The following is a 22,907-nucleotide window of genomic DNA, read 5'->3' as shown; positions in this document are numbered from 1 at the left end:
GCGTGAAAACGTCGGATGAAGGCACGCTCGGCGGATCGACGGCGCGGGGTCGCGGACGCACGGAGGGGCGGCGCCGTCGGCCCGGCGGCCGCGGGTAGGGTCGACGCGGTATGAACCGCGCCCGCACCGCCCTCTACTCCGCCTTCGAGGCGGTGCTCGTCGTCGCCATCGGCATCGCCATCCCGCTCGTGCCGCTCACGCTGCTGTGGGGGTTCCACTTCCAACTCGGGATCGACTGGCCGGTGTTCTGGCGCGGCGCGGTCGACATCTGGCTGCTCGGCCATGGCGTCGACGTGACCCTGCTGCTCGACCCGGCGCTCGCCGCGGCGACCGGCATCCCCGGAGCCGAACGACCCATCCCGATCACGATCGCGCTGCTCGGATTCGCCCTGCTCACCGTGCTGCTCGGCACCCGCGCCGGCCGGCGCATCGCCGAGACGTCGCACCGCCTGACGGGGGAGGCCGTCGCGATCGGCACGTTCGCCGTGCTCGCCCTCGCGGCGACCTCGAGTGCGCTCGACCCGTCCGCCCGTCCGTCGCTGTGGCAGGGCGTGCTGCTGCCCACCCTGTGCTTCGCCCTCGGCGTGCTCGTCGGCTCGACCCGGGCGCGGCTGCTCAATCCGGCCGACGACCACGGCAGTTCGCTGCGGGACTGGATCGACGACTGGCGACCGGTGACGCGCGAGACCGTGCGCGCGGCGCTGCGCGCCGGCACCGCCGCCGCGGCGGCCGTCGTGACGGTCTCCGCGATCGCGGTCGCCGTGCTCGTGCTGCTCGGGTACGCGCAAGTCATCGCGCTGTACGAGCAGTTGCACGCCGACGTGCTCGGCGGCATCACCCTCACCGCCGCGCAGCTCGCCCTGCTGCCCGACCTCGTCATCTGGGCGGCCGCCTGGTTCGTCGGACCCGGTTTCGCCATCGGCACCGGTTCCTCCGTCTCCCCGCTCGGCACCGACCTCGGCCCGCTGCCCGCGGTTCCCGTGCTCGGGGCACTGCCGACGGACGACGGGAGCTTCGCCTTCGCCGGCGTGCTCGTACCGGTCGTCGCGGGTTTCGTCGCGGGAGCGTTGTTCACGCGGGCGCTGCGCGAGCACTCCCCGTGGGCGCGGGTCGTGGCCGGTACCGGTACGGGCATCGTCGGGGGAGTGCTGCTCGGTCTGCTGGCGTGGGCCGCCGCCGGCAGCGCCGGACCGGGACGCCTCGTCGACGTCGGACCGGATCCGCTGCTCGTGGGCGCGTGGGCGGCCCTCGAGATCGCGCTCGCCGCGCTCGCCGGCGCCTTCGCGGCCGGTCGCGGGCACCGGCCGGATGCGGGCGAGCGGCCGCGACGTCGCGAGACTCAGGCCGCCGCCACCGACCGGGCCGATGCCCACCGGCCCGACGCGCACGGGACCGACCGAGGTAGCGACTCGGACGACGCCGTCCCGCCCGAGGACACCACCCCACCCGGCCACGGGGTGCTCTGGCGATAGGCTGACCGGGTGCTTCGCCTCGTCGTGCTGATTTCCGGCGCGGGCTCGAACCTCCGCCACCTGCTCCAGGCGTCGGAAGACGCCGAGTTCCCCGCGCGCGTCGTCGCGGTCGGCGCCGACCGCCCGGCGGACGGACTCGACCACGCCGAGGACTTCGGCATCCCCACGTTCACGGTCGCGCTGAGCAACTTCTCGAGCCGCGACGAGTGGGGCGACGAACTCCTCGCGCAGATCGAGTTGTGGCAGCCCGATCTCGTGATCCTGAGCGGGTTCATGCGCTTGCTGCCGCCCCGCGTCGTGGCCGCCCTCTCTCCGCGGCTCATCAACACGCATCCGGCCTACCTGCCCGAGTTCCCCGGCGCGCACGCCGTGCGCGACGCGATCGCCGCGGGCGCGACGGAGTCCGGCGCGAGCGTCATCGTCGTCGACGACGGTGTCGACACCGGCCCGATCATCGCCCAGCGGCGCGTACCCGTGCTGCCCGGCGACTCCGAGGCGAGCCTGCACGACCGCATCAAGATCGTCGAACGCGAGCTGCTCGTGCAGTGCGTGCTCGACATCGCCAACGGACACGTCGACCTGAAGGAGCTGGCCCGATGAGCGCCGGAACGCACGACCCGAACGCCTACCGCGACCGCGACGCCGTGCCGATCCGTCGGGCACTCGTCTCTGTGAGCGACAAGACCGGGCTGCTCGAGCTCGCCTCGGCGCTCGCCGCGGCGGGTGTCGAGATCGTGTCGACCGGGTCCACCGCCAAGACGATCGCCGACGCCGGTCATCCGGTCACCGAGGTCAGCGCCGTCACGGGGTTCCCGGAGTCGCTCGACGGCAGGGTCAAGACCCTGCACCCGTCGGTGCACGCGGGCATCCTCGCCGACCTGCGGCTCGAATCCCACGAGCAGCAGCTCGCCGAGCTCGGCATCGCCGCGTTCGAACTCGTGGTGGTGAACCTGTACCCGTTCGTGGAGACGGTCAAGAGCGGGGCGCAGGGGGATGCGGTCGTCGAGCAGATCGACATCGGCGGCCCCGCGATGGTGCGTGCCGCGGCGAAGAACCACGCGAACGTCGCGATCGTCGTCTCGCCCGCGAACTACCCGCAGATCGTGAAGGCCCTCACCCTTGGCGGCACGACCCTCGCCCAGCGGCAGCGCCTCGCCGGCGAGGCGTTCGCGCACACCGCCGCCTACGACACCGCCGTCGCCGAGTGGTTCGCAGGGAACGTCGGGCTGCGCGCCGAGGCCGACCGTCGCCAGGCGGAGGGATCCGAGGAGCAGCTTCCCGAGACCGTGCGCGTCGTGGGCAGCCGCGCGAGCGTGCTGCGCTACGGCGAGAACTCCCACCAGCGCGCCGCGCTCTACCTCGACGGTGCCGGTCACGGCATCGCCCAGGCCGAGCAGCTGCACGGCAAGGAGATGTCGTACAACAACTACGTCGACGCCGATGCCGCGCTGCGCGCCGCCTTCGACTTCGACACGCCCGCCGTCGCGATCATCAAGCACGCGAACCCGTGCGGCATCGCGACTGCCGACTCGATCGCAGAGGCCCACCGGCTCGCGCACGAGTGCGACCCGGTGTCGGCGTTCGGCGGAGTCATCGCGACCAACCGCACCGTCACCGCCGCGATGGCCGAGCGCGTCGCCGACATCTTCACCGAGGTGCTCGTCGCCCCGGACTTCGAGCCGGCCGCGCTCGAACTGCTCACGGTGAAGAAGAACATCCGGTTGCTGCGTCTGCCCGACGGCTTCGCCCGCGCGGCGAGCGAGGTGCGGCAGATCTCCGGCGGCCTGCTGCTGCAGACCACGGATGCTCACTTCGCGCCGTTCGAGGAGTGGACCCTCGTCGCGGGTGAGACCGCGGATGAGGCGACCCGCCGTGATCTCGAGTTCGCGTGGCGCGCCTGCCGTGCGGTGAAGTCGAACGCGATCCTGCTCGCCTCCGGCGGGGCCTCCGTCGGTGTCGGCATGGGTCAGGTGAACCGGGTCGACAGCTGCCGCCTCGCGGTCAGCCGCGCGGGCGACCGCGCCGCGGGCAGCGTCGCGGCGAGCGACGCGTTCTTCCCCTTCGCCGACGGTGCGGAGATCCTGCTCGATGCCGGCGTGCGGGCGATCGTCCAGCCCGGCGGCTCGGTGCGCGACGAAGAGGTCATCGCCGCGGCGAAGGCCGCCGGTGCCACGATGTACTTCACCGGCGAGCGGCACTTCTTCCACTGAGTCGAGGGGGCCTCCCCCTTCTCGGATCGGGACGGATCGCGCATCCGTAGTGAGCAGTTCTCCCGTCACCCTTGATCCGCCGTCGTCGACGGGTCTAGGGTGAAAGGCTGCGCGGGCCCCGCCCGGCGGCGATCGAGCGACGCGGAACGACGGAGGATGCCATGACGACCAAGCCCACCGACACCCGAATCGCGGGAGCCGTGGTCGCCGTCACTCGCGGCACGACCCTCCCGGTCCGTCCGCGGGACTGACCGGCCCCGCCGACACCGCCCTCCCACCCGGCGATCCGAACGCCGGGCACACCGCACACCGAACATCCCGGTCGACGTCCACCGTCGACCCTGTTTCCCGGGAACATCCATGCCTGCGCCTTCGGCGAAGACCGAGACCATGTCCACCCTGTCCACTACGCGCGCCATCCTGCGCATCTACCCCTACGTGAAGCCGGCGATGCCACGCATCGTGCTCGGCACGTTCGCCGCGCTCATCGGCGCCGTCGTCGCGCTGCTCATCCCGCAGGTGCTCCGCGGCCTCGTCGACGGTCCGCTCAGCGAGGGCATCGCCTCGGCCGTGTGGCCCGCGGTCGGCGTCGTGCTCGCCCTCGGCATCATCGAGGCGGCCATGATCGCACTGCGCCGCTGGTTCGTGCTCGTGCCGAACACGATGGTCGAGGCGCGCATGCGCAACGACTTCTACAACCACCTGCAGCAGCTGCCGGTGGCCTTCCACGACCGCTGGCCGAGCGGTCAGCTGCTCTCGCGCGTGGTGAGCGACCTCAACCTGATCCGCCGCTGGCTGTCGTTCGGCATCGTGCTGCTCTCGGTGAACGTGATGACGATCGTCATCGGCTTCGTGTTCCTCGTCTCGATCAGCTGGCAGCTCGGCGTGCTCTTCATGGTCTGCTCGATCCCGCTGTGGGTGTACGGCTACCTGTTCGAGCAGAAGTACTCGACGGTCGCCCGCCGCAGCCAGGACCAGGCCGGCGACCTCGCCACCGCGGTCGAGGAGTCGGTGCACGGCATCCGTGTGCTCAAGGCGTTCGGCCGCGGCGGCCACGCCCTCAAGAACTTCGCCGACCAGGCGGAGGGGCTGCGCGACACCGAGATGGAGAAGGCGCGCGCCATCGCCGGCATCTGGTGGTGGCTGCTGCTCGTCCCCGACGTGACCTTCGCCCTGTCGCTGCTCGGCGGCGCGCTGCTCGCCGTCAACGGCGACCTCACCGTCGGCGAGCTGCTCGCCTTCTTCGCCACCGCGACGGTGCTGCGCTGGCCGGTCGAGTCGATCGGCTTCCTGCTGTCGATGACGTTCGACGCCCGCACGGCGGTCGACCGCTTCTTCGAAGTGATGGACGAGACCAACACCATCACCGATCCGGAGCACCCGCGCTCGGTCGAGGAGGTGCGCGGCCGCCTCGTGTTCGAAGACGTGCACTTCCGCTATCAGGACTCGCCGAAGCAGTACGCCGACCTCATCGACGGGGTGAACCTCGCCATCGAGCCGGGTGAGACGATGGCGCTCGTCGGACTGACCGGATGCGGAAAGACGACCCTGACGGCCCTCACCACGCGGCTGTACGAGGTGACCGGCGGACGCATCACGATCGACGGCGTCGACATCCGCGACCTCACGCGTGAGGAGCTGCGCACGCACCTCGCGATGGCGTTCGAAGACGCGACGCTGTTCTCGGCGACCGTGCGCGACAACGTGCTCCTCGGCCGCCCGGACGCGAGCGAGGAGGACCTCGCCGAAGCGCTCGAGATCGCGCAGGCCGGCTTCGTGTACGCGCTGCCGCAGGGTCTCGACACCAAGGTCGGCGAGGAGGGGCTCAGTCTCTCCGGCGGCCAGCGGCAGCGCCTCGCGCTCGCCCGGGCCGTCGCGGCGCAGCCCGCGGTGCTCGTGCTCGACGACCCGCTGTCGGCGCTCGACGTCGACACCGAGGCCCTCGTCGAGGCGGCGCTGCGGCGCGTGCTCGCCAAGACGACGGCGCTCATCGTGGCGCACCGCCCCTCGACGGTGCAGCTCGCGGATCGCGTGGCGCTCATGCAGGACGGCGTCATCTCGGCGGTCGGCACGCACACCGAGCTGCTGGCCACGAGTGAGCACTACCGGTTCGTGATCTCGAGCCTCGAAGACGAAGAGAAGGAACGGATGGGGGTGCGCGCATGAGCATGCTCGGAGTAGACGGAGAAGAGCGCGACGACCTGGATCGCGCGGAGTCGAAGCAGATCCGCCAGCGCTCACTGAAGCTGCTGGGCAGCCTGCTGCACCCGGTGCGCCGCACCGTCGCGCTCACGGTCGCCGTGGTGATCGTGAGCACGGCGCTGCAGGTCGCCGGACCGGCGTTCATCGCGTTCGGCATCGACCGCGGAATCCCGGCCCTGCTGAAGCAGGACTGGTTCCCCGTGTCGCTCGCCGTGGTCGCGTACCTGCTCGCCGGGCTCGGTGGTGCCGCGCTCATCGCGTGGTACACGATCCTCACGGCGCGCATCAGCCAGGCGATGCTCATCGACCTGCGCAAGCGGGTGTTCCAGCAGACGCAGAAGCTGAGTCTGGAGTTCCACGAGAGCTACACGTCGGGCCGCATCATCGCGCGCCAGACGAGCGACCTCGACTCGATCAAGGAACTGCTCAACTCGGGCATCAACCAGCTCGTGCAGGGTGCGCTCTACATGCTGTTCATCGCCGGGGCGATGTTCCTGCTCGACTGGGTGAGCGGTCTCGTGCTGCTCGCCTCGCTCGTGCCGCTGGCGATCCTCTCGCGCTGGTTCCAGGTCAAGTCGCAGCAGCTGTTCCGGCAGACCCGCGTCGCGTCGGCGCGCCTCATCGTGCACTTCGTCGAGACCATGACGGGCATCCGCGCCGTCAAGGCGTTCCGCAAGGAGAAGCGCAACGAGAAGGAGTTCGGCGACCTCGTCGAGGACTACCGCGACGTGAACGCGAAGGTGTTCCGCATCTTCGGCACGTTCGACCCGGGCCTCGTGCTCATCGGCAACGTGGCGCTCGCCTCGGTGCTGCTCGTCGGCGGCCTGCGGGTCGCCTCGGGCGACCTCGCGGTCGGCGTGCTGCTCGCGGCGCTGCTGTACACGCGATCGTTCTACGGACCGGCGCAGGAGATGGCCATGTTCTACAACGGCTACCAGTCGGCGGCGGCGGCGCTCGAGAAGATCTCCGGCGTGCTCGAGGAGCGTCCGACGGTGCCCGACCCGACCCGCCCGATCGACCTGTGGCAGGCACGCGGCAACGTGCGCTTCGACGGGGTGAAGTTCGCGTACAAGGCGGACCAGGTCGTGCTGCCGCACTTCGACCTCGACATCCCGGCGGGTCAGGTGATCGCCCTCGTCGGCACGACCGGGGCGGGCAAGTCGACGCTCGCGAAACTCATCTCGCGCTTCTACGATCCGACCGAGGGCACGGTGTCGCTCGACGGCGTCGACCTGCGGCGCCTGCATCCGAAGGACCTGCGCCGCGCGATCGTCATGGTCACGCAGGAGGCGTACCTGTTCTCGGGCACCGTGGCCGACAACATCGCCCTCGGCAAGCCGGATGCGACCCGCGAGGAGATCGAGGCGGCCGCGAAGGCGGTCGGAGCGCACGAGTTCGTCATGTCGCTGCCGCAGGGCTACGACACCGACGTCAACAAGCGCGGCGGTCGGGTCTCGGCGGGGCAGCGTCAGCTGCTCTCGTTCGCGCGCGCGTTCCTCGCCGACCCGCAGGTGCTCATCCTCGACGAGGCGACGGCGTCGCTCGACATCCCGAGCGAGCGTCTCGTGCAGGAGGGGTTGCAGACCCTGCTCTCGGATCGCACCGCGGTGATCATCGCGCACCGGTTGTCGACCGTCGCGATCGCCGACCGGGTGCTCGTCATGGAGCACGGGCGGATCATCGAGGACGGCACGCCCGAGCAGCTCATCGCGGGCGAGGGCAAGTTCGCCCAGCTGCACGCCGCGTGGAAGGACTCGCTCGTCTGACGCGTCGCCGGGCCGGGGGAGACCGCGGCCCGGCGTCCGTCACGGCGTGTGACGAGCGCGGCGGAGGTCGACGCGGAAGACGCCCGACGCCGACCACAGCAGTGGTGTGCCCTCCGCACGGTAGTACTCGAGCGCGCGGGACTCGTGATCGACCGCGGGGTGACCGCTCGCCCGCACGACGCGCCACCACGGCGCATCCGACCCGTAATACGCCATGACCTGCCCGACGCCGCGGGCCGCGCGCGAACCGATCGCCGCGGCGACGTCGCCGTACGACATCACGCGGCCCTCCGGGATGCCGTGGACCACCTCGAGCACGCGGGAGACGAAGTCGTCCGCGAGCGGTCGCCGCTCCATCAGAGGTGCAGGGCGCCGATCTTCTCGCCGTACTGCGTCTCGCCGATGACCTCGAAGCCGAGGTTGGTGAAGAACCGCTCCGGTCCCTCCTCGCCGGGCTCCCAGATGGCGGTCAGCCGCTCGAAACCGCGCCGGCGCGCCTCGTCGGCGAGGCCTTCGACCGCGAACCGGCCGACACCGCGACCCTGCGCGTCTGCGGCGACGTTGATGCGCCAGACGCAGCTGCGGAACTCCTCCTGGTCGGACTCCGGGTCGAAGTTGCCGCGGATGAACCCCACCACCTCGTCATCGTCGAGCACGACTCGGGGCCACGTCGTGGCCGGGTTGATGTACGCGTCCGCGATCGAGTACGACACCGGCGTGACGAACTGCTCCTGCCCCGGACGCAGAGTCAGGCTGTTCGCGGCCACGATCGTGCGCGCCGACAGTTCTTCCAGTCGCAACTCGCCCATGCACTGAGGCTAACCGGTCGAGGATGCTGTGCAACAGATATCTCGACGTCGAGATAGTTAGGCGCAGCGACTATGCTGTCGGCGGCGGCGCACCGCCCGAGTCGACGCCGCACGGGCCGACTCGCGTAGGAAGGAACACTGTGGCGAAGATCAAGGTCGAGGGAACCGTCGTCGAACTCGACGGCGACGAGATGACGCGCATCATCTGGCAGCGCATCAAGGACTCCCTCATCCACCCCTACCTCGACGTGAACCTCGAGTACTACGACCTCGGCATCGAGAACCGCGACGCGACCGACGACCAGGTCACCATCGACTCCGCCCACGCCATCCAGAAGCACGGCGTCGGCGTGAAGTGCGCCACCATCACCCCCGATGAGGCGCGTGTCGAGGAGTTCGGCCTCAAGAAGATGTGGCGCAGCCCCAACGGCACGATCCGCAACATCCTCGGCGGCGTCATCTTCCGCGAGCCGATCATCATCTCGAACGTGCCGCGCCTCGTGCCCGGCTGGACCAAGCCGATCATCGTCGGCCGTCACGCGTTCGGCGACCAGTACCGCGCGACCGATTTCGTGTTCGACCGCCCCGGCACCCTCACCGTGAGCTTCGTGCCCGAGGACGGCTCCGAGCCGATCGAGCACGAGGTGTTCCAGGCGCCCGGCGGCGGCGTCGCGCTCGCGATGTACAACCTCGACGACTCGATCCGCGACTTCGCCCGCGCGTCGCTCAACTACGGACTCGCCCGCAACTACCCGGTGTACCTCTCGACGAAGAACACCATCCTCAAGGCCTACGACGGCCGCTTCAAGGACCTCTTCCAGGAGGTCTTCGAGGCCGAGTTCAAGCAGCAGTTCGACGCGGCCGGGCTCACCTACGAGCACCGTCTCATCGACGACATGGTCGCGGCGAGCCTCAAGTGGGAGGGCGGCTACGTGTGGGCCGCCAAGAACTACGACGGCGACGTGCAGTCCGACACGGTCGCGCAGGGCTTCGGCTCGCTCGGCCTCATGACGAGCGTGCTCACCACCCCGGACGGTCGCACCGTGGAGGCGGAGGCCGCGCACGGCACCGTCACCCGCCACTACCGTCAGCACCAGGCCGGCAAGCGGACCTCGACGAACCCGATCGCCTCGATCTACGCCTGGACGCGCGGCCTCGCGCACCGCGGCAAGCTCGACGGCAACTCGGAGCTCATCGGCTTCAGCACCGAGCTCGAAGACGTCGTCATCAAGACCGTCGAGTCCGGCAAGATGACGAAGGACCTCGCGCTGCTGGTCGGCCCCGAGCAGGAGTGGCAGACGACCGAGGAGTTCCTCTCCACCCTCGACGAGAACCTCAAGTCGCGCCTCGGCTGATCCCGACAGCGACGGAGGGCCCGGATGCGCTGCATCCGGGCCCTTTCGCGTGCGGGGCGAATATCATGCCGGGCATGAGAATCACGGTGACGGGCGCCGCCGGACAGATCGGCTACGCCCTGCTGTTCCGCATCGCGTCGGGTGCCATGCTCGGCGATGAACCAGTGCGGTTGCGCCTGCTCGAGGTGCCCGCCGCGGTCGGTGCCGCCGAGGGCACCGCGATGGAACTCGTCGACTGCGCGTTCCCGCTGCTCGAGTCCGTCGACGTGTTCGACGACGCCGGGACCGCCTTCGACGGTGCGCAGATCGCGTTGCTCGTCGGGGCCCGGCCGCGTGGCCCGGGGATGGAACGCAGCGACCTGCTCGAGGCCAACGGCGCCATCTTCGCCCCGCAGGGCGCGGCCATCAACGCCCGGGCCGCCGACGACGTGCGTGTGCTCGTGGTCGGTAACCCGGCCAACACGAACGCGCTCATCGCCGCCTCGCACGCCCCCGACGTGCCCGCGGACCGGTTCAGCGCGATGACGCGGCTCGACCACAACCGCGCGGTCGCCCAGCTCGCCGCGCGCACGGGCGCCCGTGTCGGCGACGTGTCACGCGTCACCATCTGGGGCAATCACTCGACGACGCAGTTCCCCGACCTCGCGCACGCGCGCATCTCCGGTGAGCCCGTCGCGGTCGACAGCTCCTGGGTCGAGGACGACTTCATCCCGACGGTCGCACGCCGGGGAGCCGCGATCATCGAGGCCCGGGGCGCCTCGAGCGCGGCGAGTGCCGCGAACGCCGCGATCGATCACGTGCGCGACTGGGTGCAGGGCACCTCTCCGCACGACTGGACGAGTGCCGGTGTGATCTCCGACGGCGCGTACGGCGTGCCGGAGGGCATCGTCAGCTCGTTCCCGGTCACCTCGGACGGCACCGGATGGCGCATCGTCGACGGTCTCGAGATCGACGCGTTCGCTCGGTCACGCATCGACGCCTCGGTGGCCGAGCTGCTCGAGGAGCGCGATGCGGTGCGCTCCCTCGGCCTCATCCCCTGAAGCCGGACGACGAGAAGGGCCCGGATGCGAGCATCCGGGCCCTTCTGTGCGGGTCGCGTTACGCGGTGACCTCGGCCTGAGCCGGCGTCGAGCTCGCGTTGACCGCGATCTTGCGCGGCTTCGCCTTCTCGCTCACCGGGATCATGACGCTCAGCACACCGTTGTCGTAGTTCGCGGTGATGCCGTCGGCGGCGAGCCCGTCGCCGAGGGTGAACTGGCGCAGGAAGCTGCCGAAGGCGCGCTCACGGCTGAGCCACTGCACACCCTCCTGGCTGCGCGGCGTGCGCTCGGCGCGGATCGTCAGCAGCTGGCCGTCGACGTCGACGTCGATCGACCCCGGGTCGACGCCGGGGAGGTCGGCGTTGAGGATGTAGTGATCGCCGTCCCGATAAAGATCCATCGGCATGAGCCGCGGACCCTGACGGGAGTCGAGCAGCCGCGAGGTCATGCGGTCGAGTTCGCGGAACGGGTCGAAGAACACGGTCATGATGTACTCCTTGGTTCCAGGTTGAGTCCCTGTGACTCAACTACGGAAATGTTAGCACTCTCAACCCGAGAGTGCTAAGTTCCATTCCCTTCGCCCTGGGCGAACGCCGGGAAGATCTCGAGCGTGGATGTTGCAAGCGCGCCGATATCCGTTGCGTGGGGATCGGCCTCGCGCAACGATCGTGCGGCTGTGGCGGTCTACCCCCGTTCGGGGGGATCTGACAGATACTTTTGTGCTCACGCGCAGACCCGACTGCTCGACAGCACCACCTCTCTTGTTTCTGTCTCGAGTAAGGAATTGCTTGTGAGTCGATCCCTCCGCGCCCCATCGCGGCTGCTCGTCTCCGCCCTCGCGGGCGGTGCGGTGGTCGCGTCGGCGCTCGTCGCGGCCCCCGCCGTGGCGGCCCCCACGCCCGCCTCCATCGGCGGGCGCGGACAGACCGCGTTCGAACCCGGTCGCTACATCGTGACGCTCGTCGACGACGCCGTCGCCACCTATGAAGGCGGCGTGCGCGGCTTCGGCGCCACCAAGCCCGAGGAGGGGGAGCAGCTCAATGCGCGCCGCGCCCCCGTCACGGACTACGCCGGGTACCTGACCGAGAAGCAGGAGCAGGTCGCCGCCGCCGTCGGCGCCGACATCGACTACTCCTACACGCTCGCGCTCAACGGCTTCAGCGCCGATCTCACCGCCGAGCAGGCGGCGCGCCTCGCGGCCGACAAGAACGTCGCCGCGGTCGCCCCGGACGAGATGCTCCACGTCACCGAGGCCGTGCCCTCGACCGAGTTCCTCGGTCTCGAGGGGCCCGAGGGCGTCTGGGCCGAGACGGGCGGCGTCGAGACCGCCGGTGAGGGCGTCGTCGTCGGCGTGCTCGACACCGGCATCGCGCCCGAGAACCCGTCGTTCGCGGGGGATCCGCTGGGCACCGAGCCGGGCGACGCGCCGTACCGCGACGGTGAGACGATCACCTACACCAAGGGCGATGGCGACACCTTCACCGGTGCCTGCCAGACCGGCGTGCAGTTCACCGTCGACGACTGCTCCACCAAGATCGTGGGCGCCCGCTACTTCCTGCAGGGCTTCGGCGAATCCAACCTCGGCAGCGTCGAGCAGGGCGAATACGTCTCCCCGCGCGACGGCGACGGGCACGGCTCGCACACCGGATCCACCGCGGTCGGCAACATCGACGTGCCGGCCACCGTGGGCGGAGTCGAATACGACACGATCACCGGTGTCGCCCCGGCCGCCAAGATCGCGGCGTACAAGGTGTGCTGGTCGGGCCCCGATCCGGCCGACACCGCCGACGACGGCTGCACCACCTCCGACATGCTCGCCGCCATCAACCAGGCGGTCGAAGACGGCGTCGACGTGCTGAACTTCTCGATCGGCGGCGGCGCGGCGCAGACCACCATCTCCGCCACGGACGAGGCGTTCCTCGGCGCGGCCGCGGCGGGCATCTTCGTGGCGGCGTCGGCCGGCAACGACGGCCCGGGTGCCTCGACCCTCGACAACGCGTCGCCGTGGATCACGACGGTCGCCGCGACGACGATCCCGAGCTACGAGGCCACGGCCACCCTCGGCAACGGTGAGAAGTACGCCGGTCTGTCGATCACGGTCGACCGCACGGAAGGTGCCGAGCCGCTCAGCGGACCGCTCGTGACCGCGACCTCGGTCGCGGTGGCCGGTGCGGTGGACGCGCGACTGTGCCTCCCCGGCACGCTCGACCCGGCCCTCACCGAGGGCAAGATCGTGCTGTGCGAGCGCGGCGGCAACGCCCGCGCGGAGAAGTCGCAGGTCGTCGCGGATGCGGGCGGCATCGGAGTGCTGCTGGTCAACCCGACGCCCAACTCGATCGACGTCGACCTCCACGCCATCCCGACCATCCACCTCTCGGACCGGTACTACGCGGCGGTCACCGCCTACGCGCAGACGCCGGGAGCCACGGTCACCTTCACGCCCGGCAACCAGACCGACTACACGCCGCCGACCCCGCAGGTCGCCGGATTCTCGTCGCGCGGTCCGGTGCTGGCGGACGGCTCCGACATCCTGAAGCCCGACATCGCGGCGCCCGGCGTGGCGATCCTCGCTGCCGAGGCGAACGCCGAGGGCGAGGACCCGCAGTGGGGCTTCCTCTCCGGCACGTCGATGGCGGCCCCGCACATCGCGGGACTCGCGGCCCTCTACCTGGGTGAGCGTCCGGACGCGACGCCGGCCGAGGTGAAGTCGGCGTTGATGACCACCGCCTACGACACCGTCGACGAGAACGGCGAGCAGTTCACCGACCCGTTCGCCCAGGGTGCCGGTCACGTGGACCCGACCGAGTTCTTCGAGCCCGGCCTGGTCTACCAGAACGGCATCGGCGACTGGCTCGCGTACATCCAGGGCATCGGCTACGACGCCGGAGTCGACCCCATCGATCCGAGCAACCTCAACCTCGCCTCGATCGCGGTCGGTGCGCTGACCGCCGCCGAGACCGTCACCCGCACGGTGACGGCGACGCAGAGTGGAACGTTCACGGCGAGCGTCGCGGGACTCGAGGGCATCGACGTGACCGTCGAGCCGTCGACTCTCGAGGTCGTCGAGGGTGAGAGCTACGACTACACCGTCACGTTCAACCGCACGACGGCGCCCCTCGACGAGTTCTCGACCGGGTCGCTGACCTGGACGAGCGGCGACACCGAGGTGCGCAGCCCCATCGCGATCCAGCCGGTCACCATCGTGGCTCCGGATGAGGTCGCGGGCGAGGGCGTCGACGGATCGGTGCAGGTCGAGGTCACCCCGGGCGGCACCGGCGACATCGTGCTCGGCACCACCGGCCTGAGCGCCGGCGTGCGCCACCCCGACCCGAGCGGCGCCGAGCCGGAGCACTCCGGTTCCGGATCGCGCGGCGACCTGGTGGAGTACACGGTCGAGGTGCCCGAGGGCACCGCGTGGTCGCGATTCGATCTCGATTCGCTCGACGACACGGCCGACCTCGACCTCGTGGTCTACCTGCTCGACGACGCGGGCGACCCCGTCGCCGGCTGGCAGTCGGCGACCGGTGCGGCCGACGAGCGCGTCGACCTGCCGGAGCCCGAGGCGGGGACCTACCTCGTCGAGGTGTCGGTGTTCGCCGCCAACCCGTCGACCGCGTGGGATCTCGTGACGACGAACGTCGTGCCCGAGGGTGCGGCTCCGCTCACGCTCGACCCGGCCGTGCTCGCCGCGGTGCAGGGCCAGCCGATCACCTACACCGCGTCATGGACGGGGCTGCAGCCGAACAGCGATTACCTCGGCCTGGTCTCGTACGGCGACACCGGTGAGGCCACGGCGATCTCGGTCGAGACCGGCGAGGCGCCGGGCCCGGACACCCCGGTCAACACCGCTCCGCCGACCATCGAGGGAACGCCCGTCGCGGGCCAGACCCTGACGGCTAACCCGGGCGAGTGGGACACCGAGGGGCTCGAGTTCGCCTTCCAGTGGCAGCGTGACGGCGAGGACATCGCCGGAGCGACGTCGTCGACCTATGTCGTGACCGCGGCGGACGAGGGCTCCGAGCTCACGGTCGTCGTGACCGCGACCGGCGAGGGCCTCGACCCGGCCACGGCCACCTCCGAGCCGGTGCTCGTGAAGTACGCCTCGAAGCTCGGCATCGCCGTGTCGCCGCAGGTGGCCTTCTCGTGGCAGCGCGTCACGGTCAACCTGCGGGTGACCTCGGGCGCCGACACGGCCCCGGGCGGCACGCTGACCGTGAAGGTCGACGGCAAGAGCTACGACGTCCCGGCGTCGATCGGCGAGGACGGGCGCGCGAGCTTCCGTCTGCCGAAGCTCTCGCGCGGCCTGCACGTCGTCTCGGCCACCTACTCGGGTGACGAGACCACGGCGGGCTCGAAGAGCGCGTCGAAGCAGGTCTGGATCATCCTGTAGTCCGTCCGCAGTGAACGGCGCCCTCTCCGCTTCGGCGGGGAGGGCGCCGGCGCATGTCGGAGGATGTTACGAACTGGTAAACCTCGGGCGAACCCCTTGCGTCCGAGAATGTTCGTAACCTTTACTAACAAACATGACAACGGGGTATGCGGACGGCCGGGCTCTCCGCCCGACGCGCAAGGTCCTGCCGGAGCACGCACGGCAGAACAACCGGGCGCTCGTGCTGCAGACCCTGTACCGCGCCGGCAGCCAGAGTCGCGCCGACGTCGCCCGGGCCACCGGCCTCACCCGCGTGACCGTCTCGGACCTCGTGGCCGAACTCATCGGCGAGGGACTCGTCGTGGAACTCGGTCAGCGCGAAGACGCGCGCCCCGGCAAGCCGGCCACCCTCATCGACATGGACCGCGAGGCGTTCCACATCGTCGGCGTCGACCTCTCCGAAGCCGAGACCTTCAGCGGCGCCGTGCTCGGCATCGACGGGGGCGTGCTGCACCGCGAGGAGCTCGCGCTCGCCGGCAGCACCGGCACCGAGGCGACGGCGAAGGTCGTCGCCCTCATCGAGACGCTCCTCACCCACGCGAGCCGACCCGTGCTCGGCATCGGCGTCGGATCGCCCGGTGTCGTCGACCTCGGCGGGGTCGTGCTGAGCGCTCCGAACCTCGGCTGGAGCGGAGAAGACCTGCAGGGCCTGCTCGCCGAGCGGTTCGACCTGCCCGTCGTCGTCGCGAACGACGCGAACGCCGCCGCCCTCGCCGAGCACAGCTTCGGCGGCGCGTTGAGCGACATGATGCTCGTCAAGATCGGCCACGGTGTCGGCGCCGGCCTCGTGCTCGGTGGCACCCCGGTCTTCGGCAGCCGTTTCGCCGCGGGCGAGATCGGACACGTCGTGGTCGGCACCGACGGCGGTGCCGCCTGCGCGTGCGGCAAGCACGGCTGCCTCGAGACCTGGCTCGCGACACCGCGACTCGACGCCGCGCTCGCCGCGGCGACCACCGACGCCGACCGCGAGGCCGTGCTCACCGAAGCCGGGCAGCGGCTCGGCATCGCCCTCGCACCGGTCGTCGGTGCCCTCAATCTCGCCGAGGTCGTCGTCAGCGGCCCGGCGCAACTGCTCGACGGAACGCTCACCCGCGCGACCGTCGACACCCTCCGCAGGCGCACGATGGCCGAGTTCCACGGCGATCTCACTCTGCGGATGACCGCCCTCGGCAGAGACATCGTCATGCGCGGCGCCGCCGCCATGGTGCTGTCAGGACGACTCGGGGTCTCGTAAGAGCTCCCATGCACCACGAGGTGCCGGCACCCCGGCCGGCGCCACGCCCTAGGAAAGGAAAGCACTCACGATGAGAAAGCTCGGATATGTCGGCCTGCTGGCCGCATCCGCTCTCGCCCTGGCTGGTTGTGCGTCCGGCGGTTCGTCCGGAGGCGACGAGTCCGCCGAGATCCGCGTCTGGCTGAACGGCACGGACACCCCCGACGAGGCGCGCGAGTACCTCAAGACCACCTTCGAGAAGGAGAACCCCGGCTCGACCCTCACGATCGAGGAGCAGAGCTGGACCGGGCTCGTCGACAAGCTCACCACGAGCCTGTCGGGCAGTGACAGCCCGGACGTGGTCGAGGTCGGCAACACCCAGTCGCCCGCGTTCACGTCCGTCGGCGCGTTCCTCGACCTCAGCGACGAGTACGAGGATCTCGGCGGCGACGACCTGCTGCCCGGCTTCGTCGAGGCCGGCACCTACGACGGCACCTTCTACGCCGCTCCGTACTACTCCGGCTCGCGCCTGGTCTTCTACAAGAAGGACCTGTACGCGGCCGCGGGACTGTCGGTGCCGACCACGCTCGACGAGTACATCGCCAACGGCGAGGCGCTCGCCGCGGCGAACCCCGTCTCGGGCATCTACTTCCCGGGACAGGACTGGTACAACGCCCTGCCCTACATCTGGGAGAACGGCGGCGAGATCGCGGTCGAAGACGGCGACGGATGGAAGAGCTCCTTCTCGAGCCCCGAGTCGATCGCGGGTCTCGAGCAGGTGCAGCAGGTGATGCAGAACGCGTCGCTCGCCCCCAAGGACGGCAACGAGACCGACCCGCAGGTGCCCTTCTGCGCCGGCACGGTCGCGCAGCTCTCCGCCCCCAGCTGGGTGAAGTGGTCGATCCTCGCGCCGGCCGACGCCGATGCGCCCGGGTGCCCCGACCAGGAGGCCAACCTCGGCGTCTTCGCCCTCCCGGGCAAGGACGGCGGGGCCGCCAAGGTCTTCGCCGGAGGATCGAACATCGCGGTCTCGGCGAAGTCGGCTCACCCCGAACTCGCCAAGGAGGCGCTGAAGATCATGCTCAGCGACGAGTACCAGACGATCCTCGGTGAGGCGGGCCTCGTGCCGGCCAAGCTCTCGCTCGCCGACACGATCGGCAGCGACGAGGTCGCGACGGCGCAGACGGATGCGGCGGCGAACGCGAAGCTGACCCCGCCGGCTCCGCAGTGGGCCGAGGTCGAGGCGTCGGGTCTGCTGACCGACTTCTTCGTGAACATCGCGCAGGGCGGCGACGTCCAGGCGCTCGCGGAGGAGCTCGACGGCGAGATCGACCAGATCCTGAGCGGCGACTGATGCACCCGGGGGCGGGCGGCGTGTGCGCGCCGACCGCCCCCGGCGCCATCGCCCTAGGAAGGTGAAGGCGCATCCAGACTAATAGGAGCGTTCCCACATGACCCTCGCCCCCGAGGCCGGCCCTGCCCTGCAGGAGGTCGACCCTCTCGCGTCGGAGGTGCGCCGCGTGCCCCCGCCGCCGCGCCGCCGCGCCGGCCGGTTCACCCCGCTCGTCCTGCTCGTCCCGGGCATCGCCGTGCTCGCCGCCGTCATCGGCTGGCCGCTCGTGCAGCTGCTCATCATGTCGTTCCAGGAGTACGGGCGTGCCCAGGCCTTCGGTGCCCCCGCCCCCTTCAACGGGCTCGACAACTACATCGAGGTGCTCGGCGACGAGCAGTTCTGGGCGGTGCTCACCCGCAGCATCGCGTTCTGCATCGTCAACGTGGCCCTCACGATCGTCCTCGGCACGCTCGTCGCGCTCATGATGACGCGCCTCAACCGCTTCTTCCGGCTGCTCGTCTCGGTCGGGCTGCTGCTCGCCTGGGCCATGCCGGCGCTCACCGCCACCATCGTGTGGGGCTGGCTCTTCGACACGCAGTTCGGCGTGGTCAACTACACGCTCACCCAGCTGACCGGCATCGACTTCATGGGCCACTCCTGGCTGATCGACCCGGTGAGCTTCTTCGCCGTCGCGACCGTCATCGTCACCTGGGGAGCCGTGCCGTTCGTCGCCTTCTCGCTCTACGCGGGTCTGACCCAGGTGCCGGGAGAAGTGCTCGAGGCGGCGCAGCTCGACGGGGCCACGAGCGTGCAGCGCTTCCGGCTCATCGTCTTCCCGTACCTGCGGTCGATCTTCGTGGTGCTCACGATCCTCTCGATCATCTGGGACATGCGCGTCTTCGCCCAGATCTACGCCCTGCAGGGCATCGGCGGAGTGCGGGAGCAGACCTCGACGATCGGCGTCTACATCTACAAGACCTCGCTCGGCACGGGGGAGTACGGGATCGGCGGCGCGACCGCCGTGATCCTCGTCGTCATCCTGCTCGCCGTCTCGTTCTTCTACGTCCGCAAGACCATCCGCGAGGAGGAGCTGTGACCGCGCTCGCCACCGCCCGCCCGGCCCGTGCCGGCAGCACGGGCCGCCGGACCAGCCCGGAACGCAGGCGCCGCCGCGTCGGGAGCGTCGTGCTCAGCGCGGTCGCCGTGATCGTGTTCCTCGTCTCGGCGTTCCCCGTGTACTGGATGATCAACACGTCGCTGCTGCCGAACAACCTCACCCGCACGGCGGTGCCGCACTTCTGGCCCGACGAGTTCACCTTCAAGAACTACGAGCTCGTGCTGTTCGGCGACACCCGGTCGCCGTTCCTCCCGGCGCTCGGGAATTCACTCGCCGTCACCCTCATCACGGTCGCCGTCGCGCTCGTCTTCGCGTTCCTCGCGGCCCTCGCAGTGACGCGATTCCGGTTCCGCGGTCGCGGGTCGTTCATCGTCGCCATCCTGATCATCCAGATGATCCCGGGCGAGGCGATGCTCATCTCGACCTACCGCGTGCTCGATGACTGGCAGCTGCTCAACACCCTCGCCGGGCTCTCGCTCGTCTACGTCGCCACCGTGCTGCCGTTCACGGTCTGGACGCTGCGCGGCTTCGTGAACGGTGTGCCGCTCGAGCTCGAGGAGGCGGCGATGATCGACGGATGCTCGCGCATGCAGGCGTTCTGGCGGGTCACCTTCCCGCTGCTCGCCCCGGGCCTCGTCGCGACCGGCGTGTTCGGGTTCATCCAGGCCTGGAACGAGTTCGTGCTCGCCCTCGTGGTGATGAGCCGACCCGACAGCCAGACGCTGCCCGTGTGGTTGCGCACCTTCCAGGAGGCGACCACCACCACCAATTGGGCCGCGATCATGGCCGGGTCGACGCTCATGTCCATCCCGGTCATCGTGTTCTTCCTCATCGTGCAGGGCCGGATGACCTCGGGTCTCGTGGCCGGGGCGGTCAAGGGATGAGCGTGCGCGACGACGCGGCCGCGGTGCTCATGCCCGGCTTCGTGGGAACCGTGCTGCCCGGATGGGTGCGCGACCGCCTGCGGGCGGGCCTCGGGGGGGTGTGCCTCTTCGGCGACAACGTGCGCGACACGGACCAGGTGGCGCAGCTCACCGCCGAGATCCGCGCCGCCAACCCCGCCGCGGTCGTCTCGATCGACGAGGAGGGCGGCGACGTCACCCGCCTGCACTACGCGACGGGCTCTCCGTTCCCCGGCAACGCGGTGCTCGGGAGGATCGACGACGAGGCGGCGACCGAACGGGTCGCCCGCGCGGTGGGCGCACAACTCGCGGCGGTCGGCATCAACCTCGACCTCGCGCCCGACGTCGACATCAACTCCAATCCCGACAATCCCGTCATCGGTGTGCGCAGCTTCGGGGCCGCCCCCGGGCTCGTCGCCCGCCACGCCGCGGCGTGGGTGCGCGGCCTGCAGTCCACCGGCGTCGCCGCGTGCCTCAAGCACTTCCCCGGCCACGGCGACACCTCCGCGGATTCGCACCTCGCGCTACCCGTCGTCGATGCGCCCGTCGAGGTGCTGCGCGAGCGCGAACTGGCGCCGTTCCGTGCGGCGATCGCCGCCGGCGCCCGGACCGTGATGACCTCGCACATCCTGCTGCCGCAGCTCGACGCAGACGAGCCCGCGACCTTCTCGCGGCGCATCCTCGAAGGACTCCTGCGCGACGAACTCGGGTTCGACGGGGTCATCGTGACCGACGCGCTCGACATGGTCGGCGCGAGCGGAGAGCACGGCATCCCCGAGGCCGCCGTGCGTGCGCTCGTCGCCGGCGCCGACCTGCTGTGCATCGGTACGGACAACAGCGACGAGGAGCTCGCCTCGATCGAGGACGCGATCGTCGACGCCGTGGCGGACGGCCGGCTGCCCGCCGAGCGCCTCGCGCGGGCGGCGACCCGCGTGCGCGAGCTCGGAGCGGCCCCCGTGCCCCCGGCGGACGGAGCGGACGACGTGCCGTTCGACACCGCGCCGACCCGCGGCGCGTTCGACGGCGAACTGCCCGCGCTCCACCCGGACCGGCTGCTCGTGCAGCTCGAGACGACGCGCAACATCGCGATCGGCGTCGCGCCGTGGGGACCCGCCGCCGTCGGAGCCCCCGTGCGGCACGTCGCCGAGGGGGAGCCGTTGCCCGAGGCCGACCAGCTCGTGCTGATCGGCAAGGACAACCACCGGCACGCCTGGGTGCGCGAACTGATCGACCGCGCCCGTACGGAGCGACCCGGTACCGTGGTGGTCGACATGGGCTGGCCCGCACCCGACCGCCGTTACAGCGACCTCGCGACGTTCGGCGCCTCGCGGCACGTCGCCGAGGCGCTCGTGCAGGCCCTCGACGGGAGCGTGCGGTGAGAGCGGGCATCGACATCGGCGGCACCAAGACCGATGCGGTGGCGATCGCCGCGGACGGTGCCCTCGCCCAGCGCTTCCGCGTGCCCACCGGCTTCGGTCCGGATGCGGTGCTGCAGACCGCACTCGGTGCGGTCACCCGGCTGGCCGAGCTCGCCGGCATCCGCGCGGGGGAGTTCGAGTCGATCGGCATCGGCATCCCCGGCGCGGTCGACAGCGCCTCAGGGCGGGTGGCGCACGCCGTGAACCTCGGCCTCGAGGGGCTCGAACTCGGCGGGCAGCTCACCGCGCGGCTCGGTCGCGACGTGCGCGTCGAGAACGACGTCAACGCCGCCGCGCTCGGCGCCTACCACCTGCTCGAGCATGACCCGACCCACTCGATGGCGTACCTCAACCTCGGCACCGGACTCGCCGCCGGCCTCGTGATCGAGGGGCGGCTGTGGCGCGGATCGCACGGCATCGCCGGCGAGATCGGGCACATCCCCGTCGATCCGAACGGCGTCGTGTGCGTCTGCGGTCAGCGCGGGTGCCTCGAGACCGCCGCGTCCGGATCGGCGATCGCCCGGCAATGGCCGACCGACGACCCGAGCCCCGCGAGCGCCCTCTTCGCGGCGGCCGCCGCCGGCGACGCCGAGGCGACGGCGGTGCGCGATCGTCTCGTCGAGAACGTCGCCGCGGCGGTACGGCTGCTCGTGCTCACCGTGGATGTGGATTCGGTGGTGATCGGGGGAGGGCTCAGCTCGCTCGGCGAGCCGCTCCTGAACGACGTGCGGGCCGTGCTCGACCGCTGGTCGGGCGACTCGCCGTTCCTCGCCTCGCTCGGGCTCGCGGGTCGCGTGCAGCTCGTCCCCGACGGATTCCCGGCCGCCGCCGTCGGCGCGGCCCTGGTAGGGAGGATCTGATGGCAGAAGTCGTGATCGTGCGTGACGAGGAGGAGGCGGGTCGGCTCGCCTCGGCTCAGATCGCCGCCGTGGTGGGGCAGAAACCGGATGCGGTGCTCGGGTTCGCCACGGGATCCACTCCGTTGTCGACGTACCGGGCGCTCGCCGAACGGCGGCTCGACCTGAGCGCGGTGCGCGGCTTCGCGCTCGACGAGTACATCGGCCTGCCGCCGGGGCACCCGGAGAGCTACCGCGCGGTCATCACCCGAGAGGTGGTCGAGCCGCTCGGACTCGATCCGGATCTCGTGCGTGTGCCGGGCGACGACGGCGGGCCGCTCGCGCAGGCGGGGGAGAGCTACGAGCGCGCCATCGCCGAGGCCGGCGGCGTCGACCTGCAGATCCTCGGCATCGGCCGCACGGGACACATCGGCTTCAACGAGCCGGGCTCGTCGCTCGCGTCGCCGACGCGCATCAAGACGCTCACCGAGCGCACCCGCCTCGACAACGCGCGCTTCTTCGACTCGCTCGACGACGTGCCGCGGCACTGCATCACGCAGGGCCTCGGCACGATCCTGCGCGCCCGGCGGCTCGTGCTGCTCGCGTTCGGCGAGGCGAAGGCCGAAGCGGTCGCCGGCGCGGTCGAGGGACCGGTGACCTCGAGCCTGCCCGGCTCGGTGATCCAGCTGCACCCGGAGGTCATGGTCATCGTCGACGAGGCGGCCGCGTCGCGGCTCGCGCACGCCGACTACCACCGATTCGCGTGGGAGAACCGGCTCGACTTCGAGCGCTGAGCGCGCTCGGC

At 70.7% G+C, this 22,907-nt stretch carries 18 protein-coding genes; 15 read left to right on the top strand and 3 right to left on the bottom strand.

The annotated features are described in order from the left end of the window. Positions 1-110: 110 nt before the first annotated feature. The 5 genes from CLV46_RS13440 to CLV46_RS13420 all read left to right on the top strand — a co-directional run bounded on the left by CLV46_RS13440 (position 111) and on the right by CLV46_RS13420 (position 7,650). Positions 111-1,472: a cell division protein PerM gene (locus CLV46_RS13440; RefSeq protein WP_245866865.1), complete on the top strand. Its 1,362-nt coding sequence runs from the start codon at positions 111-113 to the stop codon at positions 1,470-1,472. A 9-nt stretch (positions 1,473-1,481) separates the two neighbouring features. Then, positions 1,482-2,072, top strand: coding sequence for a phosphoribosylglycinamide formyltransferase (gene purN / locus CLV46_RS13435; protein WP_100365247.1), 591 nt, complete (start codon positions 1,482-1,484; stop codon positions 2,070-2,072). After that, positions 2,069-3,682 (top strand): bifunctional phosphoribosylaminoimidazolecarboxamide formyltransferase/IMP cyclohydrolase, encoded by a 1,614-nt coding sequence (gene purH / locus CLV46_RS13430; RefSeq protein WP_100365246.1) that lies wholly within the window; start codon positions 2,069-2,071, stop codon positions 3,680-3,682. The genes purN and purH overlap by 4 nt, the downstream gene beginning before the upstream one ends. 390 nt (positions 3,683-4,072) lie before the next feature. Then, the gene (locus tag CLV46_RS13425) at positions 4,073-5,848 is read left to right on the top strand and encodes an ABC transporter ATP-binding protein (protein WP_245866861.1); all 1,776 of its coding nucleotides are present in this window, start codon (positions 4,073-4,075) and stop codon (positions 5,846-5,848) included. After that, positions 5,845-7,650, top strand: coding sequence for an ABC transporter ATP-binding protein (locus CLV46_RS13420; protein ID WP_100365244.1), 1,806 nt, complete (start codon positions 5,845-5,847; stop codon positions 7,648-7,650). The genes CLV46_RS13425 and CLV46_RS13420 overlap by 4 nt, the downstream gene beginning before the upstream one ends. A gap of 39 nt (positions 7,651-7,689) precedes the next feature. Here the strand turns inward: CLV46_RS13420 and CLV46_RS13415 are convergent, their stop codons facing one another. Together CLV46_RS13415 and CLV46_RS13410 are read right to left on the bottom strand one after the other, a co-directional pair. Continuing rightward, positions 7,690-8,007 carry an MGMT family protein gene (locus CLV46_RS13415; RefSeq protein ID WP_100365243.1) on the bottom strand — a complete coding sequence of 106 codons (318 nt, stop codon included), beginning with the start codon at positions 8,005-8,007 and terminating at the stop codon, positions 7,690-7,692. After that, positions 8,007-8,459, bottom strand: coding sequence for a GNAT family N-acetyltransferase (locus CLV46_RS13410; protein WP_100365242.1), 453 nt, complete (start codon positions 8,457-8,459; stop codon positions 8,007-8,009). The genes CLV46_RS13415 and CLV46_RS13410 overlap by 1 nt, the downstream gene beginning before the upstream one ends. A gap of 140 nt (positions 8,460-8,599) precedes the next feature. Between CLV46_RS13410 and CLV46_RS13405 the strand changes: the two genes are divergently transcribed. After that, complete coding sequence (locus tag CLV46_RS13405) at positions 8,600-9,814, top strand: NADP-dependent isocitrate dehydrogenase (protein WP_100365241.1); 1,215 nt, start codon at positions 8,600-8,602, stop codon at positions 9,812-9,814. A gap of 74 nt (positions 9,815-9,888) precedes the next feature. Further along, positions 9,889-10,854, top strand: coding sequence for a malate dehydrogenase (locus CLV46_RS13400; protein ID WP_211282202.1), 966 nt, complete (start codon positions 9,889-9,891; stop codon positions 10,852-10,854). A gap of 58 nt (positions 10,855-10,912) precedes the next feature. Here the strand turns inward: CLV46_RS13400 and CLV46_RS13395 are convergent, their stop codons facing one another. Next, positions 10,913-11,341, bottom strand: coding sequence for an Hsp20/alpha crystallin family protein (locus CLV46_RS13395; RefSeq protein ID WP_100365239.1), 429 nt, complete (start codon positions 11,339-11,341; stop codon positions 10,913-10,915). A 303-nt stretch (positions 11,342-11,644) separates the two neighbouring features. On the opposite strand from CLV46_RS13395, the gene CLV46_RS13390 reads away from it, so the two are divergent. The 8 genes from CLV46_RS13390 (at position 11,645) to CLV46_RS13355 (ending at position 22,896) form a co-directional block, all read left to right on the top strand. Further along, positions 11,645-15,244, top strand: a complete 3,600-nt coding sequence (locus CLV46_RS13390) for a S8 family serine peptidase (RefSeq protein WP_100365238.1) — start codon at positions 11,645-11,647, stop codon at positions 15,242-15,244. Positions 15,245-15,377: 133 nt separating this feature from the next. After that, positions 15,378-16,517, top strand: a complete 1,140-nt coding sequence (locus CLV46_RS13385; RefSeq protein ID WP_100365237.1) for an ROK family transcriptional regulator — start codon at positions 15,378-15,380, stop codon at positions 16,515-16,517. 70 nt (positions 16,518-16,587) lie between these two features. After that, positions 16,588-17,850 carry an extracellular solute-binding protein gene (locus CLV46_RS13380; RefSeq protein ID WP_100365236.1) on the top strand — a complete coding sequence of 421 codons (1,263 nt, stop codon included), beginning with the start codon at positions 16,588-16,590 and terminating at the stop codon, positions 17,848-17,850. A 97-nt stretch (positions 17,851-17,947) separates the two neighbouring features. Further along, positions 17,948-18,925 (top strand): carbohydrate ABC transporter permease, encoded by a 978-nt coding sequence (locus CLV46_RS13375; RefSeq protein ID WP_100365235.1) that lies wholly within the window; start codon positions 17,948-17,950, stop codon positions 18,923-18,925. Next, positions 18,922-19,830 (top strand): carbohydrate ABC transporter permease, encoded by a 909-nt coding sequence (locus CLV46_RS13370; RefSeq protein WP_425430412.1) that lies wholly within the window; start codon positions 18,922-18,924, stop codon positions 19,828-19,830. The genes CLV46_RS13375 and CLV46_RS13370 overlap by 4 nt, the downstream gene beginning before the upstream one ends. A 2-nt stretch (positions 19,831-19,832) precedes the next feature. Continuing rightward, the gene (locus tag CLV46_RS13365) at positions 19,833-21,227 is read left to right on the top strand and encodes a glycoside hydrolase family 3 protein (RefSeq protein WP_245866859.1); all 1,395 of its coding nucleotides are present in this window, start codon (positions 19,833-19,835) and stop codon (positions 21,225-21,227) included. After that, a complete protein-coding gene (locus tag CLV46_RS13360; protein ID WP_100365233.1) occupies positions 21,224-22,126 on the top strand; it encodes an ROK family protein in 903 nt (300 codons plus the stop codon). The genes CLV46_RS13365 and CLV46_RS13360 overlap by 4 nt, the downstream gene beginning before the upstream one ends. Beyond that, a complete protein-coding gene (locus CLV46_RS13355) occupies positions 22,126-22,896 on the top strand; it encodes a glucosamine-6-phosphate deaminase (protein WP_100365232.1) in 771 nt (256 codons plus the stop codon). The genes CLV46_RS13360 and CLV46_RS13355 overlap by 1 nt, the downstream gene beginning before the upstream one ends. The last annotated feature ends 11 nt before the right edge of the window (positions 22,897-22,907 follow it).

Source organism: Diaminobutyricimonas aerilata (assembly GCF_002797715.1).
Lineage (GTDB): Bacteria > Actinomycetota > Actinomycetes > Actinomycetales > Microbacteriaceae > Diaminobutyricimonas > Diaminobutyricimonas aerilata.
Note: the sequence above shows the minus strand (reverse complement) of the source record. Positions and strands in the feature narration are given on the sequence as shown.